Origin of the sequence: Nostoc sp. ChiVER01, from assembly GCF_034531155.1 — a bacterium.
Lineage (GTDB): Bacteria > Cyanobacteriota > Cyanobacteriia > Cyanobacteriales > Nostocaceae > Nostoc.
On the sequence record NZ_JAVRBS010000010.1, the window covers coordinates 58700 to 83870 of the forward strand.

Genomic DNA, 25171 nt, shown 5'->3' on the forward strand with positions numbered 1-25171 from the left:
TTTTTGGATGCAATTTAAGATGCGTTTGCTTTGGCAGTTCCCCGCAGTACTATAGTCTGGTATGACTGTAATTGTCCTAACAAGGGAGTGCGAATAAATCCTGATGTTTTTTGAGTAGTTAAAATGGCTTCGGTTTGGACAGGGGTTTCTCCATTTCTGATAAATAGGTTAATAATTGGCAAAAGTAAGCTCAGTTTGACTATATTTCCTCCAAAGTCAGGGTTTGGTGGCTTGCTAATAATTACTGTCACTAATGTACCGATATCAGTAGCTAATGTCTGAATTTCGTTACCACTAAAATGAGTAGAAATGTTTTTAGTTTTGTAATCAAGCTGTGGAATTCCCTTAAGAATTGAATACTGAATTGTTGTATCTTCGCCCTCAAGTTTAAACTCATTTGGCCGTTGCACAACAATTGCTTGTGCTGGCTTTGTGGATTTGGTCATAAAAAAAGAAACTAGTGATGTGGCAGTTAAACCAGTCACAAAGGTAAAAGCAGTTTTGAGAATTTGACGACGGGAAGAACTACCAACAATGTCTTTTAAGTTAGGCTTCATAATTAATAAATTCCAGAAGCTAATAAATCTGATCTTTTCAAATATATAATGCTTCCGCAGATTACGTACTAGTACTTAAAGCCAATTATCCTATATTTCATGGATAGGTTAAAACTCGGTTTAATGAAGCGATCGCTACCATTTGAAACGTGCTTACCCTAAACGTGCTACCCTTTTTAGACAGGGGAATTAAACGCCTTAAACTTGTCAAAGGATTCTTATACTTTAGATAGATGTGTTTGCCCTGGCTTTCTCCCTAAATCAACTCCTGACTGAGCAAAAAGCAAGTAATTTGACCAGCATGAATTGATTTACTGCATAATACTACTCACAAATCAGGATGCTGGACGCATGATTACTAAACCTAAGATTTTTATTGATGGGGAATCGGGAACCACAGGCTTACATATTTACTCACGCCTCAATCAACGCGATGATATCGAGTTAGTTAGCATTGAGGCATCTAAACGCAGGGATGCAACTGAGCGAGCTAAATTAATTAACGCCGTCGATGTTGTGATTCTCTGCCTACCTGATGATGCAGCCCGCGAAGCTGTTAGCTTAGTAAGTAGTACTAAGGTTAAGATCCTTGATGCTAGTAGTGCCCATCGCACAGCTAAGAATTGGGTATATGGTTTTCCTGAACTCAATCCAGGACAGCGAGAGAAAATCGCCAGCGCTCAGTTTGTCAGCAATCCAGGCTGTTATCCCACAGGATTTTTAGCCTGTATCCGTCCGTTGATTGCTAAAGGAATTTTAAAGAGTAATTTTCCCATCACCGTTAATGCAGTGTCAGGTTACTCTGGTGGCGGAAAGAATCTGATCAAACAATACCATACCTTCCACGAACAGGAGGCTGGAGGAGAGTCGCTCTATCCTTATGGTATCTACGGTTTGCAGTTTGGACATAAACATGTCAAGGAAATGCATCATTACTCAGAGTTAGCATCGCCACCGCTATTCGTACCAGCAGTAGGAGATTTTGAGCAAGGGATGCTGGTTCAGATACCTTTGCCATTGGGAACTTTGGACAATCCACCATCAGGTGAGGTTATTCATCAAACAATTGTTAACTACTACCAAAGTGAAAAATTTGTCCAGGTTGCTCCATACCAAGATTCTACACTGCTGCGAGACGGAATATTTTTGGATGCGATCGCAATGAATGGCACTAATATTGTTCAAGTATTTGTATTCGCCAATGACACTACCAAAGAAGCATTGCTAGTTGCTCGTCTCGACAATTTGGGCAAAGGCGCATCGGGAGCCGCAATCCAAAACTTAAACATTATGCTAGGCTTTCCAGAAGAGTTAGGATTGCTATGAAATAGGTTAGGTAATAGTGTAAATTGCTCATTTTAAAAAGCAAAAAGGCAAATTGAGAAAGCAATCTGTCTTTTTGCTTAATAATTACTATATTATTAACTTAAGAGTTTTGTAACTTTCAGTACTTTTTTATTTGTTCTTTTTTAATTCCTCAATTAATTGAATTACACGAGATTCAAAGCCTCTATTTCGCTCTTGCACTGATTCAATCAAAGGTCGATTAAAAATATTAATTACAACCTTGCCTAGTTGAATACCTAAAGGTTTTAAATGTCCACCCTTTACAGATTGTATAAATTCTTTGGGTGGTTTTTTCAGAATATTAGTAAACCACTCACAGGTTACTTTAGCAATATTATCAGATTGAAAACAAACTAAACCCATTATATTAAATAAACCACTATCCTTAATTAAGTTATGGGTCTCTTCAACAGTTGGTTTCACACCCCAACCCAGATTATCGATGAGGTTCGCTAAAAACTGAGGACGAATTGCGCTCCCTGTGTCAGCAATAGCAGGTGCTAATAAAACAGAAGTCTGCCCTTTAATAAAGACACTGTTAATTTTAATTTCCCGATTTACATAACTGTAAATTAGTTTCCGATCTTCTACTATTTTTTGTTTAAGTTCCTCAAACAAAATGTTAATATCTGCAATAACACTTTCTATCTGTGACTCATTCGAAGTATAAGATAGCAGATTCCGAATAAACTTTTCTCTATCTTGAGGCTCTGTAGGTAAAGCAGTAAATCCTTCTAACAGGGAGATATATTTACAGCCAAGGCTATGTCCAATCCAAGAAAAGTTTTTATCATCTAAATAGGCTTCATAATCATATCCCTCAACGCTTGCCATTCTCACAAGCTCTGGCAGAATTTCATACTGCTCTCTCATGAGGAAACCAGCTTCCACATAATGATTGAAAGTGAAATTAAACGGCAAAAGAATAATTGTATATCCCTGCTCATATAAGCATTGAAGCAGATAGCGATAAAAAATCATGGGGCCAAATGTACCAAAGAAAGCCCCTGCAATAAATTGAATTACTCCTTTAGGTTGTGGATGCAGAGCAACCCAACTGTGAGAAACGGGTTTAAATCTTAGTTTTAAATTTGTATTTACCATGATTTAACAATGAGTGCATCTCATTTTGGTAGGTGTATACTTAATCTCCAAACTAAAGTTGCTGATTTTCGGATATTTCCTTGTTTTCATAAAAACCACTAATTGCCCACTTTGTCAATGTGCAAATCTTAGTACTGTGAGTTTGATCGGCTGCGGTTTTAGCAGTATTTTGAAGATATCCGCAGAAGTCCAGTGGATTTTTTTTGCATTAGTTTAGGTAAATACTTTTTTGTAACATCAACTTTATCAGTAAATCAAGACCAGTTGGGCATTGCAGACAGCGATTTGTGGGTAATAAAGCTTGTACAATTGTCAAGGCGGTTTCCTGCCACAATACTTCTCAGGCGTAAAATTTATCGACAGCAAAATTTTTCTACTTTGTATTTTTCCATCCTGCACTTGTGGCAAAAATGCCCCAAATTAGGCGCTTCTATCTTGCAATAGATAACTTTTACCCTTATGACTGGAGAGCAAAATCTTGGGAATAGAACTACGCAGTTTCGTATTTCTCGACAGCCTGCAACCTCAACATGCAGCATATATGGGAACAGTAGCTCAAGGCTTCTTACCATTACCAGGGGATACATCACTGTGGATTGAAATCTCTCCTGGTATCGAAATTAATAAAATTACAGATATAGCTCTGAAATCTGCCTCTGTCCGTCCGGGAGTACAGGTAGTTGAACGACTGTACGGATTGTTGGAAGTTCATTCTAGCTCCCAAGGCGAAACGCGAGCTGCTGGTCAAGCAATTTTGGCGGCACTGGGAGTCCGAAGAGAGGAATGTCTCAAACCGCGTGTTATTTCTAGCCAGATTATCCGCAACATCGATGCTTATCAAACACAACTCATTAATCGCACGCGAAGGGGCCAGCTATTACTGGCAGGGCAAACGCTGTATGTATTAGAAGTAGAACCTGCTGCTTATGCTGCCCTGGCTGCCAATGAAGCGGAGAAAGCAGCGAGGATTAACATTCTTGAAGTTCAAGCTGTAGGTAGCTTTGGACGGCTTTACTTAGGTGGACAAGAACAGGATATTCTAGCAGGTGCGGCGGGAGCGTTAACGGCTATTGAAAGTGTAGCTGGTCGGGCAAATCCTCTAGGTGGTCGTCAGGAGTAAAGGAGAGAAAATGGCAAATCGAGAGCATCTAGCTTTACTCAAAGCAGGTGCAGTTACATGGATTGAATGGAGAGAAAAAAATCCTCAGATTGAACCAGACCTCAGCGCCGCAAACCTGCAAGGGGATAACTTTAGAGGCGCAAATCTCCAGGGGGTAAATTTGAGCAAGGTGGATTTGGGTAATGCTCTACTTGTGCGAGCAAACCTCAGTGGTGCTGATTTGAGTAGTGCCAACCTCCACAAAGCCTTGCTTATTGAAGCTAACTTAAGTAATGCTAACTTCAGTGTTGCTAACTTGAGTGGTGCTGTACTTAAACAGGCAGATTTGAGTCATGCTAATTTCATTGGAGCAGACTTGAGTGAGGCGAATCTTAGAGAGGCTGCGATCGCTCATGCTAATCTAATTGGAACCGACTTAAGAGGCGCTAACTTGAGAGATGCTGATTTAGGCGCAGCGAAGTTAATGCGGACTAATCTCTCTTTTGCCAACCTCATTGAAGCTAACTTGATTGCGGCTGATCTGTGCGAGGCGAGTTTGTATGAGGCGGAAGTGTTAGGGGCTTATCTTTATAAAACTGAACTGTACAAAGCTAATCTAAACAAGGCTCACCTCAGTGGTGCTTACCTGTTGCAAGCTAACTTAAGTGAAGCTAACTTAAGTGAAGCTGACTTGAGTTGGACTAACCTCAGAGGCGCGAATTTAGCAGGCGCGAATCTCAGAGGTGCTAACCTTAGAGGAGCCGACATTAGGGGAGCTAACCTCAACGGTGCAAATCTTCACGAGGCAATTATGCCTGATGCTTCAAGGCACGATTAATTAGGGACTTCAGGAGGCAGGGAGCAGGTAGCAAGGAGAGAAAAGTCGTAGTGAGTCCAAAAATTGGATAATTTATACCAATTTGAAAAAAGAATGCGACAAATAGACCATTTGTAAAGACGGGATTCATCGCGTCTTTACTTTACCCAAAGATGTGTTGCAATCATCAATTGAATTGGTATTATTTTTTGGAGTTGCCTTAACAAAAAAAAGTAATTTTGAAGTCCTCAAGAGCGTGGGGATTCAGATCCGGTGAATTCTAATAACTTACGCCTTTATTCTGTTTCAATAAATCTACGATCGCCTTCACCAATTCTTCTGGATCTATAGGCTTGGAAATATGCTGTTGAAATCCAGCAGCGATCGCTTGCTGATGGTCTATCTCACTAGCGTAGGCAGTTAAAGCGATCGCTGGAATTGTCCCGCCTTGCTCTGGTTGCAAACTCCTTATTTGTCGCATCAACATGTAACCATCCATTTCTGGCATTCCGATATCGCTTATGAGCAAATTTGGCTGGGATTGACTCAGTGCAGTTAAAGCTTCAATGGCTGAGGCTACAGCAGTCACAGTTGCACCATATTGCTCCAGCATGAAAGGCAAAAACTCTCGCATATCTGCGTCATCATCTACCACGAGAATCTTTAAACCAGACAAGGGTAAAGACTGATCTTTCACAAGAGAGGAGTTATCTTTTGCATCCTTGATTCCTTTACTTTCATCCTGTAAGCATGGAATTTTGACAGTGAAAGTTGCTCCTTGTTCTTCGCCTAAGCTTTGGGCTTGAACAGTTCCCCCGTGAAGTTCTACAAGATGGCGGACGATCGCTAATCCTAAACCTAAACCGCCAAATTTTCTAGTTGTGGCACTATCTGCTTGACGGAAATAATCAAAGACATAAGGTAAGAACTCAGGCGCAATTCCCTTCCCTGTGTCAGTGACGCAGATTTGTACCTGTGAGCCAATTTGCTCTAATTTAATTTTTACTTGTCCCCCAGTAGGAGTAAACTTAATGGCATTAGAAAGGATATTCCAAAAAACTTGTTGCAATCGATTGGCATCGCCTAAAACTGGCCCTAGATTAGACTCAATAATTGTCTGAATCTCGATGGACTTGGCCTGTGCTGATAAACGTACTGTCTCGATCGCAGCTTCAATAACTGATACCAAATTAATACGGTAGAAGTTGAGGTTAAGTTTACCCTGAAGGATGCGGGAGACATCAAGCAAATCTTCAATCAATTGGGTTTGTAACTTGGTGTTGCGCTCAATGGTTTCGAGGGCGCGATCGCTTGTTGCTTGATCAAGTTTGCGGGTTCGCATCAGTTTTGTCCAACCCAGAATTGGGTTAAGCGGGGTTCTCAATTCATGGGACAGCACAGCGAGAAATTCATCTTTGATGCGGTTTGCTGATTCAGCAGCGCTTCGTGCGGTTAGTTCGGCTTCGTAAAGATGGGCACGAGCGATCGCTTGGGCGCATTGTTGAGCAATGGCCAAGAGAAATGCTTGATCTTCTCCACTCAGTTGTTGGGGCTGGGCAAATCCTAAAGTTATACCGCCAATTGCCCAACCTTCTACCATCAATGGAATAGAAATCCAGGCTTCAAAGTCATATTTGGAGTAAGCTTCAGTTAAATGAGGGTAACGAGCGATCCGATTTTTTGTTGATTCAGCCCAAATAGGTTCCCCAGTCCGCACAGCTTCTGCTAAGGGAAAGGGTAAATCAATGGAAAAATGCCGCCAAGTGTTTACCAAATCCTGGTTATAGCCAACCGCACGTACAATTTCTAATTCAGTTTTACTTTCATTCACCAAGGCGACAAGAGCAGAACTGGCTCCCAAGGCAGCCATACTCTGGTCTACAATGACTTCAGATACTTGGGCTGGTGTTAGCGATTCTGAAAGAGCAGCTGTGATAGATTGAAGACGGGCAATGCGCTCTAATGCTCGTTCTGCTCTTGTTTGTGCTTGCTGCGCTTCTTGGTAAAGGCGAGCATTATCAATGGCGATCGCAGCTCGATGGGCAACATCTTCAGCTAACGACAAGTCAGCTGTGCTGTAACGACGTTCTGATTCAGCAGTCACAAAGGAAATTGCCCCAAAAATTCTTTCGCGTGCCATCAAGGGCAAGATAATACATGATTTTAAGCCAAGTTCACGCAGAATCCGCAGATGTTCTGGATCTTGGATAGCTTCTGCTAGCGCTGCATCTGAAATTTCAGCTACCATTTCTACAAGTCCAGTACGCAGCACTTTAGGCACACCTCCAGGTGCATCCAACTTTCTAGGATAACGCTGATAAACTTCCCAACCAAGTTTCACTTTCTCTGGATCTCGGTGAGCAACTGCTACCCGATTAATTGATTGATTGTCTTGCAGCAGATCGACACTGCACCAATCAGCGAAGTAAGGCACAGCCAGATTTGCCACACTTGCTAGTGTGCTTTCATAATCGAGGGAAGAGGCTAGGGTTGCACTGATTTGAGCTAAGAATGTTGCCCGTTGCTGATCGGCTTGTGCTTCTTGTCGCGCGGTTTGCTCTTGAATCAGTTGGATACGTTCAGCTTCAGATTGTTTGTGATCTGTAATATCAAGCACAACCCCACTCATGTGTGTTGCTTTACCTGCTTCGTTGAAAAAAGCTTTTCCTCGGGAGGTTAGGTAGCGAATACTGCTGTCATCTCGAATAATTCGATATTCTAAATCATGCTCTACACCTTGGTTAATCGCTCGGCTCAACGATTGAGCCAGCAATCCCCGATCATCTGGATGGAGACGAGCTAAAATTGCTTCAGAAGTGGCAACAAAGGTTTCAGGTGTTAAGCCAAATAGTTGATAAATCTGCTCATCCCAATCAAAGCGATCGTTGGCAATATCCCAACTCCAAACACCGATTTGGGAAGATTCCAACGCTAGATTGAGTTTTTCTTGACTATTTTCTAGACCTTGATAAAGACGGGCATTTTCTAGAGAAATAGCAATTTGAACTGTCAATATTTCCAGTACAGAAAGCTTGTCTTGTGTAAAGGCGCTGGAAATAAGATTATTTTCTAAATATAAAATACCAATTAATTTTGACTGAAGCGCAATCGGTAAACAAAGTACAGATTTAGGTTGCTTTCGGATTATATACTCGTCTTTGGAAAACAGATTTTCCTCTATGGCATTTTGCAAAATCACTATTTCTTGAGTTCGCTGAACATAATTCAACATTGATTGCGGAATAACCTGGGAAATTTCGCCATCTAATACAGGTTGAAAAACATTAAGCTTTTCTGCCTGGAGATTAAAGTTAGCTTCTACTTCAATTACCAAATTTTGCTCGTATTCAAGTAATAAATAACCAATTTCTGCTCCTGCTTGCTCAAGAACAATCTGCATTAAAGTCTTCAACAACCGCGAAAACACAATTTCACTAGATATGGTTTGAGACGCTTTAACGACCGATAAAAAGTCTAGCTGTTCAACTGTGCTGAAAAACGTTCCGTTAGAGATAAACTGTTGTGGTGGCAATAGCTGAGGATAGGATTCTTCGAGGTGTTTAGCTTTAGCAGATGCTTCCCAGCGTAAATAAGCATTTTTAGCTTCTTGTAAGTAGGTTTTGGCAATTAATTGAAACTTCCGTTCTACATAAAATTTAGCACTTAACTCATTAGCTAAAGCTTCATATTGCACAAATCCTTGCTCACGGGCTGAAGCAATTGATTGCTCATACAAGCGCATTGCTTCCAAGTCTCGATTTTCAATTCGAGCTATTTCAGCAGCTACTAATTGATATTTGTGTAAGAAGTTTGCAGGACAATGATTAGCCCAGTATTGCAATTGCTGCTGATATAATTCTAGGGATTGTAAAAACTGTTTCTGCTCTTGAGAAGATACTGTTGGATAAAGAGCCGTCAGAGTCAGTGAGTAATATAAAATGTAATCTGTTTCAATGAGTGATGCTAGTGTTTTAACTGGCAATTTAGACAATTTTAAGGCAGAATTAAATGCCTCTGTATATTCTCCATAGGTAAAAAATATAATTAATTTAATAATATGATAAAAAATAATCCCACTCACAAAACCTGCATCTGTAATAATAGACAAAGCAGATACTTCATCAAATTCATCATTACTTAGAGTCAGATTATGGTGAGTTAGTCCGCGCAGATTCATCAGTAGCATCTGCTGTAGTTTGATTGTCTGATAGACAGTCTCATGTTTAGACTGGCGAGCGAATGCAGTATATTTTTCTAAAGATTTGTATGTTTCTGCAAGTGGAAAACCTAACTGGATAATTTGCCATGAGCTTTGATAACCATTGTAGTTAGCCACCGTCACATCACCAGCTTCCACACAGCCGATAAATCCTTGCTCTAAAAATGGAATATCGTTAAAAATATGGTTGCGCCAAACGTTAATATGACTTCCATGAATGTGCAGAACAACTCCTCTAAGTTTCAAGTCATGCAACTTTTCATTTAATTGAATTGTCATCTCAGAGAATGCATACCCTGTAGGAATATCATGGAAGATAGAAACCAACAACATGGCATACATACTGTAGGCAAAACAGGAATCTTCTGTATTCCCAAACTTGAGTGAGTAGTTAACTGCTTTAAGTACGACTAAGGGAAAGAGATCGGGTCTACTGAGATAAGTAGGTGCGCCCAAAGTTGTCAATAGACTAATGACTGTTTTAATATTTGGATCTTGAATTAATATAGAATTAATTAAATCAGAAACTTGCCTATTACCTAAATTGGTTAATACCTGGCTTTTTTCAATTGCGATCGCAGCCTTCGCTTCTTCATTTGTATCAGGAAATGTCACCCCAAAAAGTTTTAAAGCTTCTAGCCCCAATGTCAGCGCCTCTTCATACCTCCCTGCAACTTGATAGAGTCTAATTTGCAGCATATAAATATTAGATTTATCTACATAAGACGCTGCTTTCATGAATAATAATTCAAATAATTCTTCTGCTCGTATTAAATTTCCTGTTAAAAATTCACACTCAGCTAGCTCTCTGAATATCGTAAATGTTTGTTCATATTGTTCAATCCAGGCATTTTCAGCTAAAAGATTCATGGCAACGCTAAAAAACTTTTTAGCAGGTGTGTAGGCTGTGGAAGCTTTTGCCTTCTTAGCAGCTATTAAATTCAACCGTAGCAATTCATCTTTTTCTGTTTGCTCAATAATTAGATCCACAGCGAAGTTAAGTTGATTGACCAAATCAAATATTTGCTCGTTTACTTGTTCAGGACTAGCATTTTTTAGCAAAAGCCGTCCAATTTTCAAGTGAACTTCCGGCTTTAATTCATCAGCAATTAAAGAGTATGCAGCTTGTTGAACTCGGTCATGATAGAAACGATAATTTTTCTGGGCAGTTTCATCTGACTCTATGGGGATAATTAATCCTCTTAAAATTGTATCAACAAGCGCATTCGCTGTTTCTTCAATAGATTGTTCACCAACGATCGCTAAAACTTCTAAATCAAAGCGATTACCAATACAAGAGGCTAACTTAAGTACCTGTTGAGTTGCGGATGGCAGTTTTTGCATCCGCTCAATCATCAAGCTAACAATATTATTTGTAATCCCTTGGGCTTCAATCTGAGTTAAATTCCATTGCCATCCCCCTTTATTTCCCCCCTTACCAAGGGGAGCCAGTGCGTTGGGGACGCAGTGCGGTCTTGGGGTCTCCCCAAGTGGAGCAACTGCCGTCGGCTCTGCCGACTTGTTCGCTCTTAGCGTTCCCGCAGGGTAGCATCTGGCGTGGGATTGAGGGGGGTTAAAACTCAAGAGATTTTCTTGATGCAGTGTTTTCAGAAACTCGTTGAGAAAAAAAGGATTACCGTCAGTTTTTTGGAAAATCAATTGAGCAAGAGGTTCTACTTGTTCTACTGAACTATGCAAGGTATCAGCAATCAACTGATTTACATAAACAAGATTCAAAGGGGTAAGCACAATTTCAGTTATTCTTGCTTCATACTGGTAGATTTTCTCCATCATCAAACTAAAGGGATGCATAACATCTACTTCGTTATCTCGAAAAGCCAAAATGAAGCAGAGATATTGAATACTAGACCCAGTAATGACGGTTTGAATTAAATTTAAAGTAGCGCTGTCTGCCCACTGCATATCATCTAAAAAAACAGTGAGCGGATGCTCTTTTTGAGCAAAGATGCTGATAAAATTCTGAAATACCAAATTAAATCGGTTTTGAGATTCGGCAGGCCCCAACTCTGGTATAGGAGGCTGTTCTCCAACGATTAATTCAACTTCTGGAATTACATCTGTGATTAGTCTACCATTGTTCCCTAATGCTGCTTGTATTCGCTTTTTCCAAGTGATAAGTTGAGCTTCGGACTGCGTTAAAATTTGTCTAACAAGTGTTTGAAAAGCTTGAACAATAGTAGAGTAGGGAATATCTCGTTTGTACTGATCAAACTTACCAGAGATAAAAACTCCGCGTTCTCGCACAATAGGCTTGTGAATCTCTTTTACTAAAGAAGATTTACCAACCCCAGCATAGCCAGAAACTAAAACGAGTTCTGGTTTACTTTGACTAACAACTCGCTCAAATGCTTGTAAAAGTTTGATAATCTCTGGTTCTCGCCCATACAATTTTTGAGGAATTTGAAAACGCTCTGAGATATCTTGCTCACCCAAAACAAAGGATTGAATTTCTCCCGTCGTCTCTAATTGCTTTAAGCACCGTTCCAGATCAAATTGCAAACCTAAAGCGCTCTGATACCTATGTTCTGCAACCTTCGACAGCAATTTGTTGATAATATCACAGAGGATTTGGGGAATATTAGAATTTAACTTTTTCGGGGATGGCGGAGATTTGGCAATATGACAATGTACCCACTCTAAGGGATCTTTGCCTTGAAATGGTAGCTGATTTGTCAGCATTTCATAAAAGGTGATTCCTAGAGAATACAAATCGCTGCGATGGTCAATTCCTCGATTCATCCGCCCGGTTTGCTCAGGTGACAAATATGGTAAACTGCCCTCAATTTGACTGGAACTGCTAACCATTTGCTGCTGATATGGAATGAAGGTAGCAATTCCAAAATCGGCAATTTTAACCTGATTAGTTTCCAGATTAATTAAGATATTTTGTGGCTTAATATCCTTGTGGACAATATGATGACTGTGAATTTGTGCAAGTTTATTAGTGATTTCAATAGCAATCTTCAAAAACGAAACAGGCTGTTGAAATTGGCCTAGTAACTGATCAAGCGATCGCGCCTGAAAATCCTCCATAATTAAATAAGGGATTCCTTGATGCATCTCTAAGGCGTAAACTTTAACTACGGCTGCGGTGTTTAACCTTTGTGCGATCGCATACTCATGTTTGATCTGTTCAATGTTATTGGGTGTACACTGTTCTGGACGTAGCCCTTTGATAATTACTGGACACTGATCTTTAACCCTAATTCCACGGTATATGACTGCTTTTACCCCTGCTTTTAACAAAGTGACAATGTGAAATCCGGGTAATGCAATCATCATGCCAAATACTCCAGCCGTGGTGCTTTAAATATATTTCGAGCTTAATTGTATTTTAGATACATTTCCTTAGGCAGATGAAATTTAGATGATATTAAATTTGTATAATTTATGTTATGCTAACTCCCGAACAAAAAATAAGCTAAAATTCAAGCAGAGTAAGCATTTCCCGCTCAGAAACTCCCCATGCTTGATAACCTGCAAACCCAAGTTTACCAACTAGAACAATTCGCCAACAGCCTTGTTTCTAACCAACTGACACACCTTAGCGTGGTGAGCATTGGTATCATATTTGCGGCTGGCTTGCTTACCAGTCTTACACCCTGTATGCTTTCTATGCTGCCAATTACTATTGGTTATATCGGCGGTTACGAAGCTAAAAGCCGCTTGCAAGCAGCGGCCCAATCAACTTGGTTTGCTTTAGGATTAGCAACTACCTTGGCAGGGCTAGGTATAATAGCAGCTTTTGTCGGAAAAGTCTACGGTCAAGTGGGAATTGGTTTGCCGATTATCGTCAGCATTATCGCCATTCTCATGGGGCTGAACTTATTAGAAGCACTACCTCTGCAATTTCCATCCTTGGGCGAAACGAATTGGATTTCGCAAGATTTACCAGCCGGATTGCGTTCTTATTTACTAGGGCTGACTTTCGGCTTAGTCGCATCACCTTGTAGCACGCCTGTTTTAGCTAGTTTATTGGGTTGGATTGCCAATACACAAGACTTAATTTTAGGGGCTGTTTTGCTCCTTTCTTACACAGCTGGTTATGTAGCACCGTTGATTTTGGCGGGTACTTTTACAGCTTCAATTAAAAAGTTACTAGAATTGCGTCGCTGGTCTGGTTGGATTAATCCAGTTAGCGGGGCGTTGTTGGTAGGATTCGGCGTATTTTCCTTAATTTCTCGGATTCCCCTTGGCAGTTTTTAATATCAATACCTTTGTTAGATTTTACACATAATGACTTTAGAAGATTCAGCGTCGAAAGAATTAAAATGGTGGGCAGTACCTGGGCAGTTCTTACGGCAAGAGCTTTTACCTGTACTGACAAATTTACGACTAGCGATCGCACTATTGCTATTGATTGCCATCTTTAGCTCCACTGGTACTGTAATTGAGCAAGGTCAATCACCCGCATTTTACCAGGCTAACTACCCAGAACATCCAGCTTTATTTGGTTTCTTAACTTGGAAGGTAATTCAGGTAGTTGGGTTAGACCATGTATATCGTACTTGGTGGTTTTTGGCATTACTGATTTTATTTGGTACTAGCTTAACTGCTTGTTCATTTACTCGACAGTTACCAGCCTTAAAAGCAGCCCAACGCTGGAAATATTACGACGAGCCACGGCAATTTCAAAAGTTAGCTTTAAGTGCAGAACTAGATACTGGTTCCCTAGATTCTCTCAGCCAAATTTTACAGAAACGCCGCTATAAAACTTTTCCAGATCAAGAAAAAGAAAATCTCCTTTACGCCCGCAAAGGAATAGTCGGACGCATCGGCCCAATTATCGTTCATATTGGTATCGTCGCTATTCTGATCGGGGGAATTTGGGGGGCGATGACTGGGTTTTTGGCTCAGGAAATGGTTGCTAGTGGCGATACATTTCAAGTGACAAATATTGTCGATGCCGGCCCTTTAGCCGCCCCAATCCCAAAAGATTGGTCTGTGCGAGTTAATCGTTTTTGGATTGACTATACACCATCTGGCGGCATCGATCAATTTTATTCGGATATGTCTGTCTTGAATAAGCAGGGAGAGGAAATTGACCACAAAAAGATTTTTGTCAACGAGCCTCTGCGCTATCATGGCATAACTTTCTACCAAACTGATTGGGGAATTGCAGGTGTTCGCGTCCAATTTAACAATAGCCCAGTTTTTCAGCTACCAATGGCGCTATTGAATACCAATGGCCAAGGACGCATTTGGGGAACGTGGGTGCCTACAAAACCAGATTTGAGCGAGGGTGTCTCTTTGCTAGCCAAAGACTTGCAAGGGATGGTACTAATTTATGATCCCGCAGGCAAACTCGTTGATACTGTCCGCGCTGGGATGTCCACTCAAGTTAATGGCGTGAAGCTGAAAATTCTGGATATTATTGGCAGCACTGGCTTACAAATTAAAGCCGATCCAGGTATACCAATTGTTTACTCAGGGTTTGGTTTACTAATGCTGGGTGTGGTGATGAGTTACTTTTCTCATTCACAAATATGGGCATTGCAAAAAGGCGATCGCTTGTATGTGGGTGGGAAAACTAATCGCGCCCAAGTTGCTTTTGAACAAGAGGTTTTGGAGATTTTAGATAGGCTAAGTTCACAGCCAAAAGGTGAAGATAAAGAGGCGGCGATTGAAGTTTAAACGCAGAAAGGCGCAAAGGAAATCGCAGAGGAACGCAGAGGATTACTTTGCGTTCCTTTGCGTTAGCCCCTGCGCCCCTTTGCGTTTCAAAATTTCTACAAATTGGAAAATTACTAGAGGTATTTATTAAACATTGGAACAAAAGATTTCTATGTCTGCTCAACTTCAATTCAAGGGACGCGTTTACCTTATACCGTTAATTGCTATCTTGTTAAATATTGCTTCTTGCACTGCCAATAATCGCAACATCAACCGTGTTTCTCTTGTAGGTGCTGGGGCAAGTTTTCCTGCACCTTTGTACGAACGCTGGCTTTCAGATTACAACCAGCAAAATCCCAATGTAGAAATTAACTATCAAGCAATAGGAAGTAGTGCTGGAGTGCAACAACTCATTGAAGGTACTGTGGACTTTGCAGCTAGTGACGTAGGAATTACAAATGAACAAGCAGCCAAGATAAAACGGGGAGCGATCGCTTTACCGATAACTGCTGGTTCTATTGTGCTGGCTTATAACCTTACACTTTCATTTCAGTCCCCTCAAGCCAATCCGCCAACTAGTATAAAACTATCACGCCAAGTCTACGGAGATATCTTCCTCGGAAAAATTACGAATTGGAATCATCCGAGAATAGCCGCAGCTAATCCAGGGGTAAATTTGCCCAATCTACCGATTCAGGTAGTACACCGAACTGATGGTAGTGGGACTACAAGTGTATTGACGCAACATCTAAGTGCAATAAGTCCAGAATGGAAAAGCAAAGTTGCAGCCGGTAAATCTGTAGCATGGCCAGTAGGAATTGGTGGAAAGGGTAACGAAGGTGTCACCGCCTTAATTCAACAGATACCAGGAGCTATTGGCTATGTAGAATACGTCTACGCCAAACAAAATAAACTCCCTATGGCTGCTTTGGAAAATAAATTTGGTAATTATATTATACCGACACCAAAATCTGTAGCTCAAACCTTAGAAGCGGTTAAATTACCCGCCGATAACTTGATTGCTTTTATCACCGATCCTATAGGTGCCGAGTCTTATCCCATCGTTACTTACACCTGGCTTTTAACTTATCACCAATATCCAAACCGAGTCAAAGCTCAAGCGCTGAAAAACTTTATTGATTGGGCTGTGATTGAGGGGCAAAAATCCAGTTTGGAACTCGGATATATCCCTTTGTCTCCAAAAGTTGTGATTCAAGTGCAATCTGCTGCAAAGAAGATTGGAGAATAAATAGTTTTTAGTTTAGGATAGGCGATCGCATTATTTAATCAACCTGAGTAAAAAGTCTTAATTTTATTCGCCTAGCGTTTCGTAGAGAGGACTAAAGTCCTCACTACAAGCTAAAGTTTTTATTATGATTACTTATGATGACGCACTTCAACTACGGTATGTACATTACCACGAGGCGTGAAATCTGCTTTCACAGTAGCTTCCAACGGATCGCAAGCAGCTACAAAATCATCCAAAATTTGATTGGCAGATTCTTCGTGGGAAATGTAGCGATCGCGGTAACTGTTAATGTAAAGCTTAAGCGCCTTCAATTCCACTACCCGTTCATCAGGTATATATGTAATGTAAATTGTCGCAAAGTCGGGATAACCAGAAAAGGGACATTTACAAGTAAATTCCGGCAAAGTAATGTTAATGTCATATCGCCTCCCCACACGCGGATTCGGAAAGGTAATTAGTTTACCTTCGGCAATATCGCGTTCGCCATACTTCATTTCTTGGCTTGCCTGGGTTACACTTTCAGATAATTTGTCAGTTGTCATTGGTTATTTTACTTATCTTTACATCCTTTTGTTAATTTTATTCTTAACTCCTGCACAGACGCGATTAATCGCGTCTCTACCCCCCACTTAATACTCTTCCTTCTCCCAGTCTGGACAATTTTCATCTTCACAACCGTGGGGATGCATAGCACAAACTAACAAATTACCACTATAAACTTGACCGTGGTAGTGAGTACACCCAATACAGGCAGGATTTTTTTCGGCTGTGGGTTCAACTGAGTAAGGAAAACCTGGATCTATATCTGTTACAATATCTTCCAGTTCCCAGTAAGCTTCAAACATTGGTTCAGTCAAATCCTGAAAATACTGATCGACTTCAATGGCAATGTTAGGGACTTGCCCGGTGATTTCTTCCGTTAGCTCAAAAAAAGCGTCTACCATTTCACTCATTCCCAGGAAGAAACGCTCTACTTCATCTGCCACTGTTTCAACTATCTCTACTAAATCTTTTTGCCACTGTTCCATAAACTTGACACCTTTGCAGGCTATAAACAGGACGCTTTGTGTTTTCTGGCTTAAAGAACTAGAGTACACACTAAGCAATGTATCTTATCAAGTTTCTATCTAAAGTGCCATGTCAAAATGCCACCTATTATTAATATTTCGCTTCAATAATGCTTTTTATTGATCGCGTTGCAATCTTTTTAACTCGTCTTGCAGCTTTAGCACTTCGTCGCGTAATTGATCCACATTTTCATCATTTGCTCCCTCTTTCACCGTTAGTTCTTCATCTTCCTCTAAAATTTCAATGCGGCGAGGTTCAGAAGGAGGTGTTTTTTCAGAGGTTTCACCAGATGTTTGGGGCTGTTGGGCTTGCTTCATCATTTCTTCAACGAATCGACGGGCTTCTTCCGTGTTCATTTCGCCCTTCGCCACCATTTCATCAGCCAGTTTTTGGACTTGCGATCGCACTTCGGCTAATTTTCCCCCTGCTTTCTCACCTGCGTAAGAAGCTAATCCAACACCGAGGTAAAAAGCTTTTTGAACAATATCTCCAAAACCAGCCATTCTCCCTGACCGCTCCTACAAATAGGGCGACCCGGAGACTACGCCTATCACAAGCCTCCCGTGTTGCTGCTACCTTCCGGTTCTGACAAGATTTGGGTGTTGCGATCGCATAGATCCAGGTCTTTTTAAAGCATAACATTAAAAGTCAGTAATGTGTGTGCTATTCCATAACAATCCGCCATTCATAAAGCTGATAGTTGACGCAGCCGTGTTTCACCAACGGGTCATCAGCTACAATTGCTTCTGCTTCATCCTTTGAGGCCGCCTCAAACAGTAACATCCCGCCTCTTTGCTCTGCCCAATAGCCTGTTCGCGCTTTGTGTCCTTTTGCAATCAAATCCTGAATATAGGCTTTGTGGGCAGGTACATATTGGTCAAAGGTAGGTTTATCGACTTTCCCTTCTTCAATCTTGACAAACCAAGGCATTTGCTTGTTATCTCCCATTGCTAAGGACTTTCTGCCTCAACCACGTTCGGGTGGCACTTTGAAGAAGAATTCAGAAGTCAGAATTCAGGAGTCAGAATCAATGAGTGGGGGATTCCAGACCCACCACTCAATTGTTGCACCACCAAATCTACGATTTTGTGGGGGTCTTAAACCCATTTATTCATCCACTAGTCGCACAGAATTCAATTCTGAATTCTGGCGACTGACGCATGAATTCTGTTTGATAAAAGCAAGACTGTAACACTCAGTCTGCTTTATTTAGTCGGCATAGTGATTTCCCAAATTCCTTGATTTCCACCATATTCTATAACATAAATTTTATTGCCGATAATCGCAGCGTCAATGGGATTACTAAAACCTTCAACAATGCGGGTAGCATTCAATTTATAGTTAGTTCCTACTTTAGTTAACTTTAAATGCAGTAGGTCTTGGCCAGCATCTTTAAAAGGGCCTGGTAGTGTTTCGCCAGTGGGGTCGCCTGTTGTAAAACTCAGCATGAATCCATCTCTCTTGAATTCTGGACTCATTACTCCTTGTGTATCAAAAACCAAGCCTAAAGGAGAACGGTGTGCTGAAAAAGTGCTTATACTTTGTCCAAGAAGACTGGCATCTTTGACTTTTCCATCTTGAGGATCGCGGAAATTGTCTGCGTCTGGCCCAAAATTAGGAATTGGTTCAATTAAGTTTACAGGTCGAGCGGGAAACGTTGGATCGTTACGAAAGTAGCCCCTTTGAACAGCGTTAAATTGGGGGCTTAATAAAAGGTCTTTGGCAGGATCATAATTAGGAAATTGTTGTGGGTTATCTGTCCCACCAATCCGCCAGGGAAAGCCGTAATTACCACCTGGACGGAGCCAATTTAGTTCTTCTGACATGTCGCGATCGGGGCCATTTTCTGTGCCAAATAAATCCCCATTGGGAGCAAAGGCCATATCAAAAGTATTACGTGTTCCTTCTGCAAAAATATAGCCAGCTGTCTTTAAAGCTGCTCGATTGTTTGGAAGAAAAAGATTTTTGCCATTAGTAGGAAGACGGAGTATACAGGCGGTTAATCCGACTTCACGAGTATTCGGATATAGCCCATTAACAGACTGAACCTCACCGTGATCGGTACGAGAACCACTATTTATATAGATAAAGTTACCATCTGGGCTAACAACCACGCCATTGAAGCGATGGTCATAGGCTGTTTTGCTTTTGGGATAGCCTGCACTCTTAGCTAAGATAGACCAGACGCGCTGTTGTGTACCCGGCTTAATTTCGCCTTTAACAATAATTGCTTTAGTCTGGTTATTCGCAAGGTCTGCATTGCCCACCAAATAAATTGTGCCATTCGGGCCAATGGCCATACCTTGAGTTTCACCTGCATTATGATCGCTAGAGGTATACACAAGTTTACTATTAGACAAGCCTAAATTGACTTGATAAATATCACCATTTTGTTTGAGGTAATAAAGGGTATTGTTTCGTGGATCTTTTACAATCCGAACAGAAGGAGAGACTGATAAGGTATTTGTAATATTGCGAATTTGAATATCAGGACGCAGGGCTTTAGGTGCAGCATTTACTCCAGTAGCGCCATAATTTAATAGAACTGTTGTAAATAACAGCGTTTTCGCGGCAACAAAGTAGCTTTTGAGAGCAAACTTGCCAATAAATCTGTGTTGCTGGTTAGATGACTTAATGCTATTCATTATTTTGTTCATAAAATAGTCAGATGATTTTGTTGCTATATCTTCTTGAGAAAGGAAACAATTTTAGAGCTTCTCGATTGAAATGAGCAATGGATACTAAGTAGCTCGGTTTCAATAAATTAAAGCTTGTAGTTTTGAGCTATGAATAGCTCACTATGAACTAGGATTTTATTTTCTGTTTATTATGGTTGTCTACTTAGCTTAGAAATAGTCTTTTATTCCTGAAGGGAGGACACATGGTCGTGTCCCTCAATCAGCCTTATAATGCAGTACTTCCTTAACTTAACAACATTCTTATGCTAAACTGACTTCTAGCGTATAAGGAGCAGGGTTGCTATCACTAGAACCAGAGAAAGTTCCGCCATCTTGGGGAAAGAAAGCATATTTACTCACTGAAACAGAGTAGGTTCCAGCACCTAATGAAGCAGTGATTAATGATCCAAAGTCGGGGCCACTATCGTCATCACTTTGTAGTAAAATACCAGCATTGTTAAACAGTCCGATCACTGTATCATCTGTTGTCGCCGCAGTGATAGTCACAGTCCCTGGATTTGCTAGAGAAAATGTAAAAAAATCGAAATCGGGATTGTCTCCCGGTTGAACTGTTACTAACTCACCTGAGAGATTAAGGTCTGAGCCTGATGATAGAGAACCTAATTTTTCAGCACTGGCTAGTGTATTGTTTGTAGCTTGTCCAGGATTTTCCGGTTCATAGAAAAGAAAATTGTCACTCTCAAGTCTAAGGTTTACTACTCCTTGCACAATACCTATGATCTCATCTGGCTCTGCTCCAGGTTTGTCTAAAAATATTTGTGTATTGGCTCCAACAGATTGCAAGCGGTAGTTTTTTGGCAAGCCTTTTAGTTCTATTCTATCTTCACTAGTATTGAAGTCAGTAATAGTAGCCAAGTCCCCGAAACCAGCATTCGTAGTGTTTTTATCATCGTAGAAAACATTTGCCGCATCCCCAAGGACAAATGTATCTAGTCCAACGTCGCCGATTAAAGTATCAGCCTCCCCTAATCCAGGTGGAAGAGGACTGCCAGGGAAAACACCGATGAGGATGTCGTTTCCAGGCCCCCCATTGAGTACATCATTACCGGGCCCGCCCTGGAGACTATCATTGCCCTCGTTACCATTGAGGGTATCATTGCCATTATTACCATCTAGCGTGTCATCGCCTGCTCTTCCATTCAGAGTGTTGTTAGAAGTATTACCAAATACTATGTTATTAAGACTGTTACCTGTCCCGTTGATAGGGCTACCTTCCCTCAGTCTCAGGTTTTCCAGATTGGCACCCAGTTTATAGGGGACAGAAGACCGGACGGTATCTATGCCTGAATTATTAGCCTCGGTAATGGTGTCAGTAGCACTGTCAATGATGTAAGTATCGTCGCCTACTCCCCCATTCAAGCTGTCATTACCCAAGCCACCATCAAGTGTGTCATTGCCAATTCCACCGATTAAACTGTCGTTTCCCGTCCCGCCAAATAGATTATCATTACCATCTGCACCATTTAAGGTATCATTACCAGACAAACTATTGGCATTACCACCATTAGCCCAGCCATATATCGTGTCATCTCCCGATGTCCCATTTCTGGTGTCAGGATCTGTAGTGCCGAAAATAACTGCCATATTATTTTTCCTGAATTTCTAAATAATGCCTAACTTTGGCCTCAGTGACAGAACTCTTTATAAGTTCAATTTAGATTACTTAAAACTCTAAGTCTAAATACTAGTGTTATTATTAACCTAATTAATATCAGTGTTGATGAAAAAATATTGGTGTTAATTAGGTTAATTATTGATTATGTAAATGGTAAGTAATTGTGTCAAAATTTATTTTAATTATTTTCCCATATCTAACTTAGATGTAATTGCTGTAATCGCTGTAATTACTTAACTATCATGAACTAAAATTTACGTCAACTTCATTATAAAATCTTAAAAATTTAATCTTTTGAATTTCTAATACTGTTAACAATATTTATAAATTTTAATTAAGTTTTTTTTGAAACCTACTGTTTTTTGAGAAAAAGTGACGAGATTTTTTAGATAAATGCAATATTCTCGTTAAGTTAGGTTTCAATATCGTTTTTATTTTGTAAAATTAACATTTTTCTATTACAGAAATGAATTTTAAAATACATAAGTTAAATTTATATATTATCAAAAGCGTTTTTGAGCTTCATAACACTTAAGCTTTACATAAATTTTATATAAGTCCGTTTGGATTTTTGAAATTATTTTCGTGGTGCGCGTTCGCGTTGGCGTACCACTTCGTGGAAGCAAGCTACGCGGAGCGTGTCGCAGACAAGCCTTTCTGCAAAGAGAAACGTCTTGCAGAGAAGCGCAAACGCGAAAAATAATACGTTCTTGTTCCAGCAGCCCTACATTTATGTATGGGGTTCTTCCCTCTGCCCCCTGCCCTTTATCCTCTTCATTGATTTATGACTTCTTTTCAATACAAAGTTAATGATCGCCTGAAGACTTATGTGTAATCGTAGCAAGGGTTCGGAGTATTACTGTATCTGTACTGTAGTTATAAGTAATTGACTTCCACCTTGCTTTCCAGGATGACGCTAGCTAAACAAGCGATTAAACTATGGATAACATTAAGGAACTGTTGCTTTTAGCACTACTTACATAAATTTAATTGCATTGTTACATCTAAAGTCTCATCCTGCTATATAAAAAACCTATTATGTCAGTGTATCAAGGAAGTTGTGGGGAGACCACCGATTTAATTATTGGTGTTCACAACCAAGAAAACCTCGAATTACAAGCAAATTCTGCTCCTGTGGGTGCTCTTGCCACAAGACAAGGAACTTTTTCTACGTTTCTTGCTCCTCTGACTCAAGATACTTTTAAACAGGTCGTTCAGGATGTCGAGCAAAAATTACAGATTGTCCATCAAACCCTATCAATGCTGGATTCTCAGGGATTTGAAACTCTTCTGCAAGAAATGTTGCATTCGATTACCTTGAAAACCGGAGAATTGCTGGGGGCAGACCGGACGACGATATTTTTATTGGATGAAGAAAAACAAGAACTTTGGTCAATTCTAGCTGAGGGGGAGGGCGATCGCTCTTTAGAAATTCGCATCCCCGCCGATAAAGGCATTGCTGGGGAAGTCGCCACCTTCAAGCGAGTTATTAATATTCCCTTTGATTTTTATAACGATCCGCGATCGCATTTTGCCCAAGAACAAGAAAAAAGAACTGGCTACCGCACCTACACTATGCTGGCTTTGCCATTATTAAATGAACATGGACAGTTAGTTGCGGTAGTACAATTACTGAATAAATTAAAATATGGGAATAATCCCGATGTTCCACTTGCAGAGCGCATTGATACCAAAGGCTTTATCCGTGCTGACGAACAATTATTTCAAGAATTTGCTCCATCGATTCGCTTGATTTTAGAATCCTCGCGCTCTTTTTATGTCGCCACTCAAAAACAAAGAGCAGTGGCGGCGCTAATGAAGGCGATCAAGTCTCTATCTCAAAGCAGCCTCGACTTAGAAGACACTCTAAAGCGGGTGATGGATGAAGCCAAAGAACTGATGAATGCCGATCGCAGTACACTATGGTTAATAGACCGCGATCGCCATGAATTATGGACGAAAATCACCCAAGATGATGGTTCAACTAAGGAGTTACGAGTCCCCGTAGGTAAAGGCTTTGCTGGTATAGTAGCGGCTTCTGGTAAGAAACTGAATATTGCCTTTGATTTGTACCACCATCCTGATTCTGATACTGCCAAACAACTCGACCAGCAAAATGGCTATCGCACCTGTAGCTTGCTTTGTATGCCAGTATTTAACGCCGATCAAGAACTGATTGGCGTTACCCAACTTGTAAATAAAAAGAAAACTGGAGATTTTCCACCTTATAATCCAGCTGAGTGGCCCAAAGCTCCCGACTGCTTCCAAGCTAGCTTTGATCGCAACGATGAAGAATTTATGGAAGCTTTTAATATTCAAGCGGGAGTAGCGCTGCAAAATGCCCAGTTGTTTGCCACAGTCAAGCAACAAGAACAAATGCAACGGGATATTTTGCGTAGTCTTTCCAATGGAGTAGTTTCTACTGATAAAGCTGGGTTAATTATTGCTGCCAATGAAAGTGCCAAGCGTATGCTAGGACTGGAGGCAGAAGAACGTTTAGAAGGTAAATTAGTTACTGATGCGATCGGCATCAAAGAAGGTGACTTTAGCAAGTGGTACCAGGATGCTTTACATGCAGCCGATTTAAAAGGCCGCCAGCAATATTACCCCGATCGCACACTCTTAACTACTGGTACAGAACAGCACAGTATCAATTTATCGATTAATACAATCGCTGACGCTAGCGATCAAGAGCAAGTCCGGGGGGCGCTGGTAGTGATGGAAGATATCAGTGATGAAAAGCGGCTCAAGAGTACGATGTACCGCTACATGACCCAGGAATTAGCCGAAGAATTGCTGAAATTAGATGACGCTAAATTAGGAGGCGATCGTAAAGAAGTTTCGATTTTATTTTCCGATATTCGCGGCTATACCACTTTAACGGAAAACTTAGAAGCAGAAGAAGTGGTGAGTATGCTCAATGAATATTTTGAATCAATGGTGGAGGCAGTCTTTAAACATAAAGGCACTCTTGATAAATATATCGGCGATGCGATCATGGCTGTGTTTGGTTCTCCCTTACCATTAGAAGAACACGCTTGGATGGCAGTGCAAACATCTTTAGAAATGCGCCATCGTCTGCACGAATTTAATCAACGTCGCTATAGAGATGATAAGCCTAGAATCAAGATCGGCATTGGCATCAATTCTGATACCGTGATTAGTGGGAATATCGGCTCTAGTAAGCGGATGGAATTTACCGCCATTGGCGATGGCGTTAATCTTGGCTCTCGATTAGAAAGTGTTAGTAAACAGTATGGTTGCGATATTATTATTAGCGATAACACTTTTAAGCCATGCAAAGATCAGATTTGGGCTAGGGAACTAGATTACATTCGTGTCAAGGGTAGAAATGAGCCATTAGCCATATATGAATTACTGGGTTTGCGTTCCAACCCTATTGAAAGCGAAAAATTGCAAGTGATTGAACATTATCACAAAGGGCGCGAGTATTACCTCAAACGCGATTTTAACCGTGCTAGAGCTGAATTTGCCCTAGTTTTGGCAGCAGATAACCATGATAAAGCTGCTATGTTGCATCTGTTACGTTGTCAGCACTGGTTACAGTCACCTCCAACAGAATCAGATTGGGATGAAGGAGTTTGGACGTTTCAGGAAAAATAAGTGCCATTTCTGCCGCTCCATTCCTGTGAAAGAATTACATTTAACAATAGTGAGTGCTATTGCCAAAAATAACTTAAATGTAGCGGATGCACCAGAGGGTTTCAGCCCTCACCACAAACCTTTAATTATTATTTTTAAA

16 protein-coding genes and 1 other RNA gene are annotated in these 25171 nt (G+C 40.7%); 7 read left to right on the forward strand and 10 right to left on the reverse strand.

What is annotated here, in order from left to right; genetic code table 11:
- Positions 1-14: 14 nt before the first annotated feature.
- Entirely contained in the window at positions 15-557 is a 543-nt protein-coding gene (locus tag RMY00_RS15205; protein ID WP_322648333.1) for a hypothetical protein, read from the reverse strand.
- Positions 558-911: 354 nt separating this feature from the next.
- Here RMY00_RS15205 and argC point away from each other — a divergent pair, with 354 nt between their 5' ends.
- Positions 912-1883, forward strand: coding sequence for an N-acetyl-gamma-glutamyl-phosphate reductase (gene argC / locus RMY00_RS15210; RefSeq protein ID WP_322648457.1), 972 nt, complete (start codon positions 912-914; stop codon positions 1881-1883).
- A gap of 129 nt (positions 1884-2012) precedes the next feature.
- Here argC and RMY00_RS15215 read toward each other — a convergent pair whose 3' ends face one another.
- Entirely contained in the window at positions 2013-3008 is a 996-nt protein-coding gene (locus RMY00_RS15215; RefSeq protein ID WP_322648334.1) for a DUF1350 family protein, read from the reverse strand.
- Between the two features lie 478 nt (positions 3009-3486).
- Here RMY00_RS15215 and RMY00_RS15220 point away from each other — a divergent pair, with 478 nt between their 5' ends.
- Complete coding sequence (locus RMY00_RS15220) at positions 3487-4128, forward strand: hypothetical protein (RefSeq protein WP_109009033.1); 642 nt, start codon at positions 3487-3489, stop codon at positions 4126-4128.
- Positions 4129-4138: 10 nt separating this feature from the next.
- Positions 4139-4945, forward strand: coding sequence for a pentapeptide repeat-containing protein (locus RMY00_RS15225; RefSeq protein WP_322648335.1), 807 nt, complete (start codon positions 4139-4141; stop codon positions 4943-4945).
- Between the two features lie 259 nt (positions 4946-5204).
- Here the strand turns inward: RMY00_RS15225 and RMY00_RS15230 are convergent, their stop codons facing one another.
- A complete protein-coding gene (locus RMY00_RS15230) occupies positions 5205-12446 on the reverse strand; it encodes an AAA family ATPase (RefSeq protein WP_322648336.1) in 7242 nt (2413 codons plus the stop codon).
- A 183-nt stretch (positions 12447-12629) separates the two neighbouring features.
- Between RMY00_RS15230 and RMY00_RS15235 the strand changes: the two genes are divergently transcribed.
- The 3 genes from RMY00_RS15235 (at position 12630) to pstS (ending at position 16026) form a co-directional block, all read left to right on the forward strand.
- A complete protein-coding gene (locus RMY00_RS15235; RefSeq protein ID WP_322648337.1) occupies positions 12630-13370 on the forward strand; it encodes a cytochrome c biogenesis protein CcdA in 741 nt (246 codons plus the stop codon).
- 30 nt (positions 13371-13400) lie between these two features.
- Entirely contained in the window at positions 13401-14798 is a 1398-nt protein-coding gene (locus tag RMY00_RS15240; protein WP_322648338.1) for a cytochrome c biogenesis protein, read from the forward strand.
- 151 nt (positions 14799-14949) lie between these two features.
- Positions 14950-16026, forward strand: coding sequence for a phosphate ABC transporter substrate-binding protein PstS (gene pstS / locus RMY00_RS15245; RefSeq protein ID WP_322648339.1), 1077 nt, complete (start codon positions 14950-14952; stop codon positions 16024-16026).
- 128 nt (positions 16027-16154) lie between these two features.
- On the opposite strand, the gene queF is transcribed toward pstS, so the two are convergent.
- From queF to RMY00_RS15280, 7 genes are all read right to left on the reverse strand, one after another.
- Positions 16155-16568 carry a preQ(1) synthase gene (gene queF / locus RMY00_RS15250; protein WP_322648340.1) on the reverse strand — a complete coding sequence of 138 codons (414 nt, stop codon included), beginning with the start codon at positions 16566-16568 and terminating at the stop codon, positions 16155-16157.
- Positions 16569-16655: 87 nt separating this feature from the next.
- Positions 16656-17054, reverse strand: a complete 399-nt coding sequence (locus tag RMY00_RS15255; protein WP_322648341.1) for a hypothetical protein — start codon at positions 17052-17054, stop codon at positions 16656-16658.
- Positions 17055-17210: 156 nt separating this feature from the next.
- Positions 17211-17597, reverse strand: coding sequence for a hypothetical protein (locus tag RMY00_RS15260; RefSeq protein WP_322648342.1), 387 nt, complete (start codon positions 17595-17597; stop codon positions 17211-17213).
- Positions 17598-17622: 25 nt separating this feature from the next.
- An RNA gene (gene ffs / locus RMY00_RS15265) (signal recognition particle sRNA small type) lies at positions 17623-17719 on the reverse strand.
- Between the two features lie 38 nt (positions 17720-17757).
- Positions 17758-18024 (reverse strand): YciI family protein, encoded by a 267-nt coding sequence (locus RMY00_RS15270; RefSeq protein WP_322648458.1) that lies wholly within the window; start codon positions 18022-18024, stop codon positions 17758-17760.
- 275 nt (positions 18025-18299) lie between these two features.
- Positions 18300-19739 carry a PQQ-dependent sugar dehydrogenase gene (locus RMY00_RS15275; protein WP_322648343.1) on the reverse strand — a complete coding sequence of 480 codons (1440 nt, stop codon included), beginning with the start codon at positions 19737-19739 and terminating at the stop codon, positions 18300-18302.
- A gap of 294 nt (positions 19740-20033) precedes the next feature.
- Positions 20034-21377, reverse strand: a complete 1344-nt coding sequence (locus RMY00_RS15280) for a DVUA0089 family protein (RefSeq protein WP_322648344.1) — start codon at positions 21375-21377, stop codon at positions 20034-20036.
- 1069 nt (positions 21378-22446) lie between these two features.
- Between RMY00_RS15280 and RMY00_RS15285 the strand changes: the two genes are divergently transcribed.
- Positions 22447-25032 (forward strand): GAF domain-containing protein, encoded by a 2586-nt coding sequence (locus tag RMY00_RS15285; protein ID WP_322648345.1) that lies wholly within the window; start codon positions 22447-22449, stop codon positions 25030-25032.
- Positions 25033-25171 lie beyond the last annotated feature (139 nt).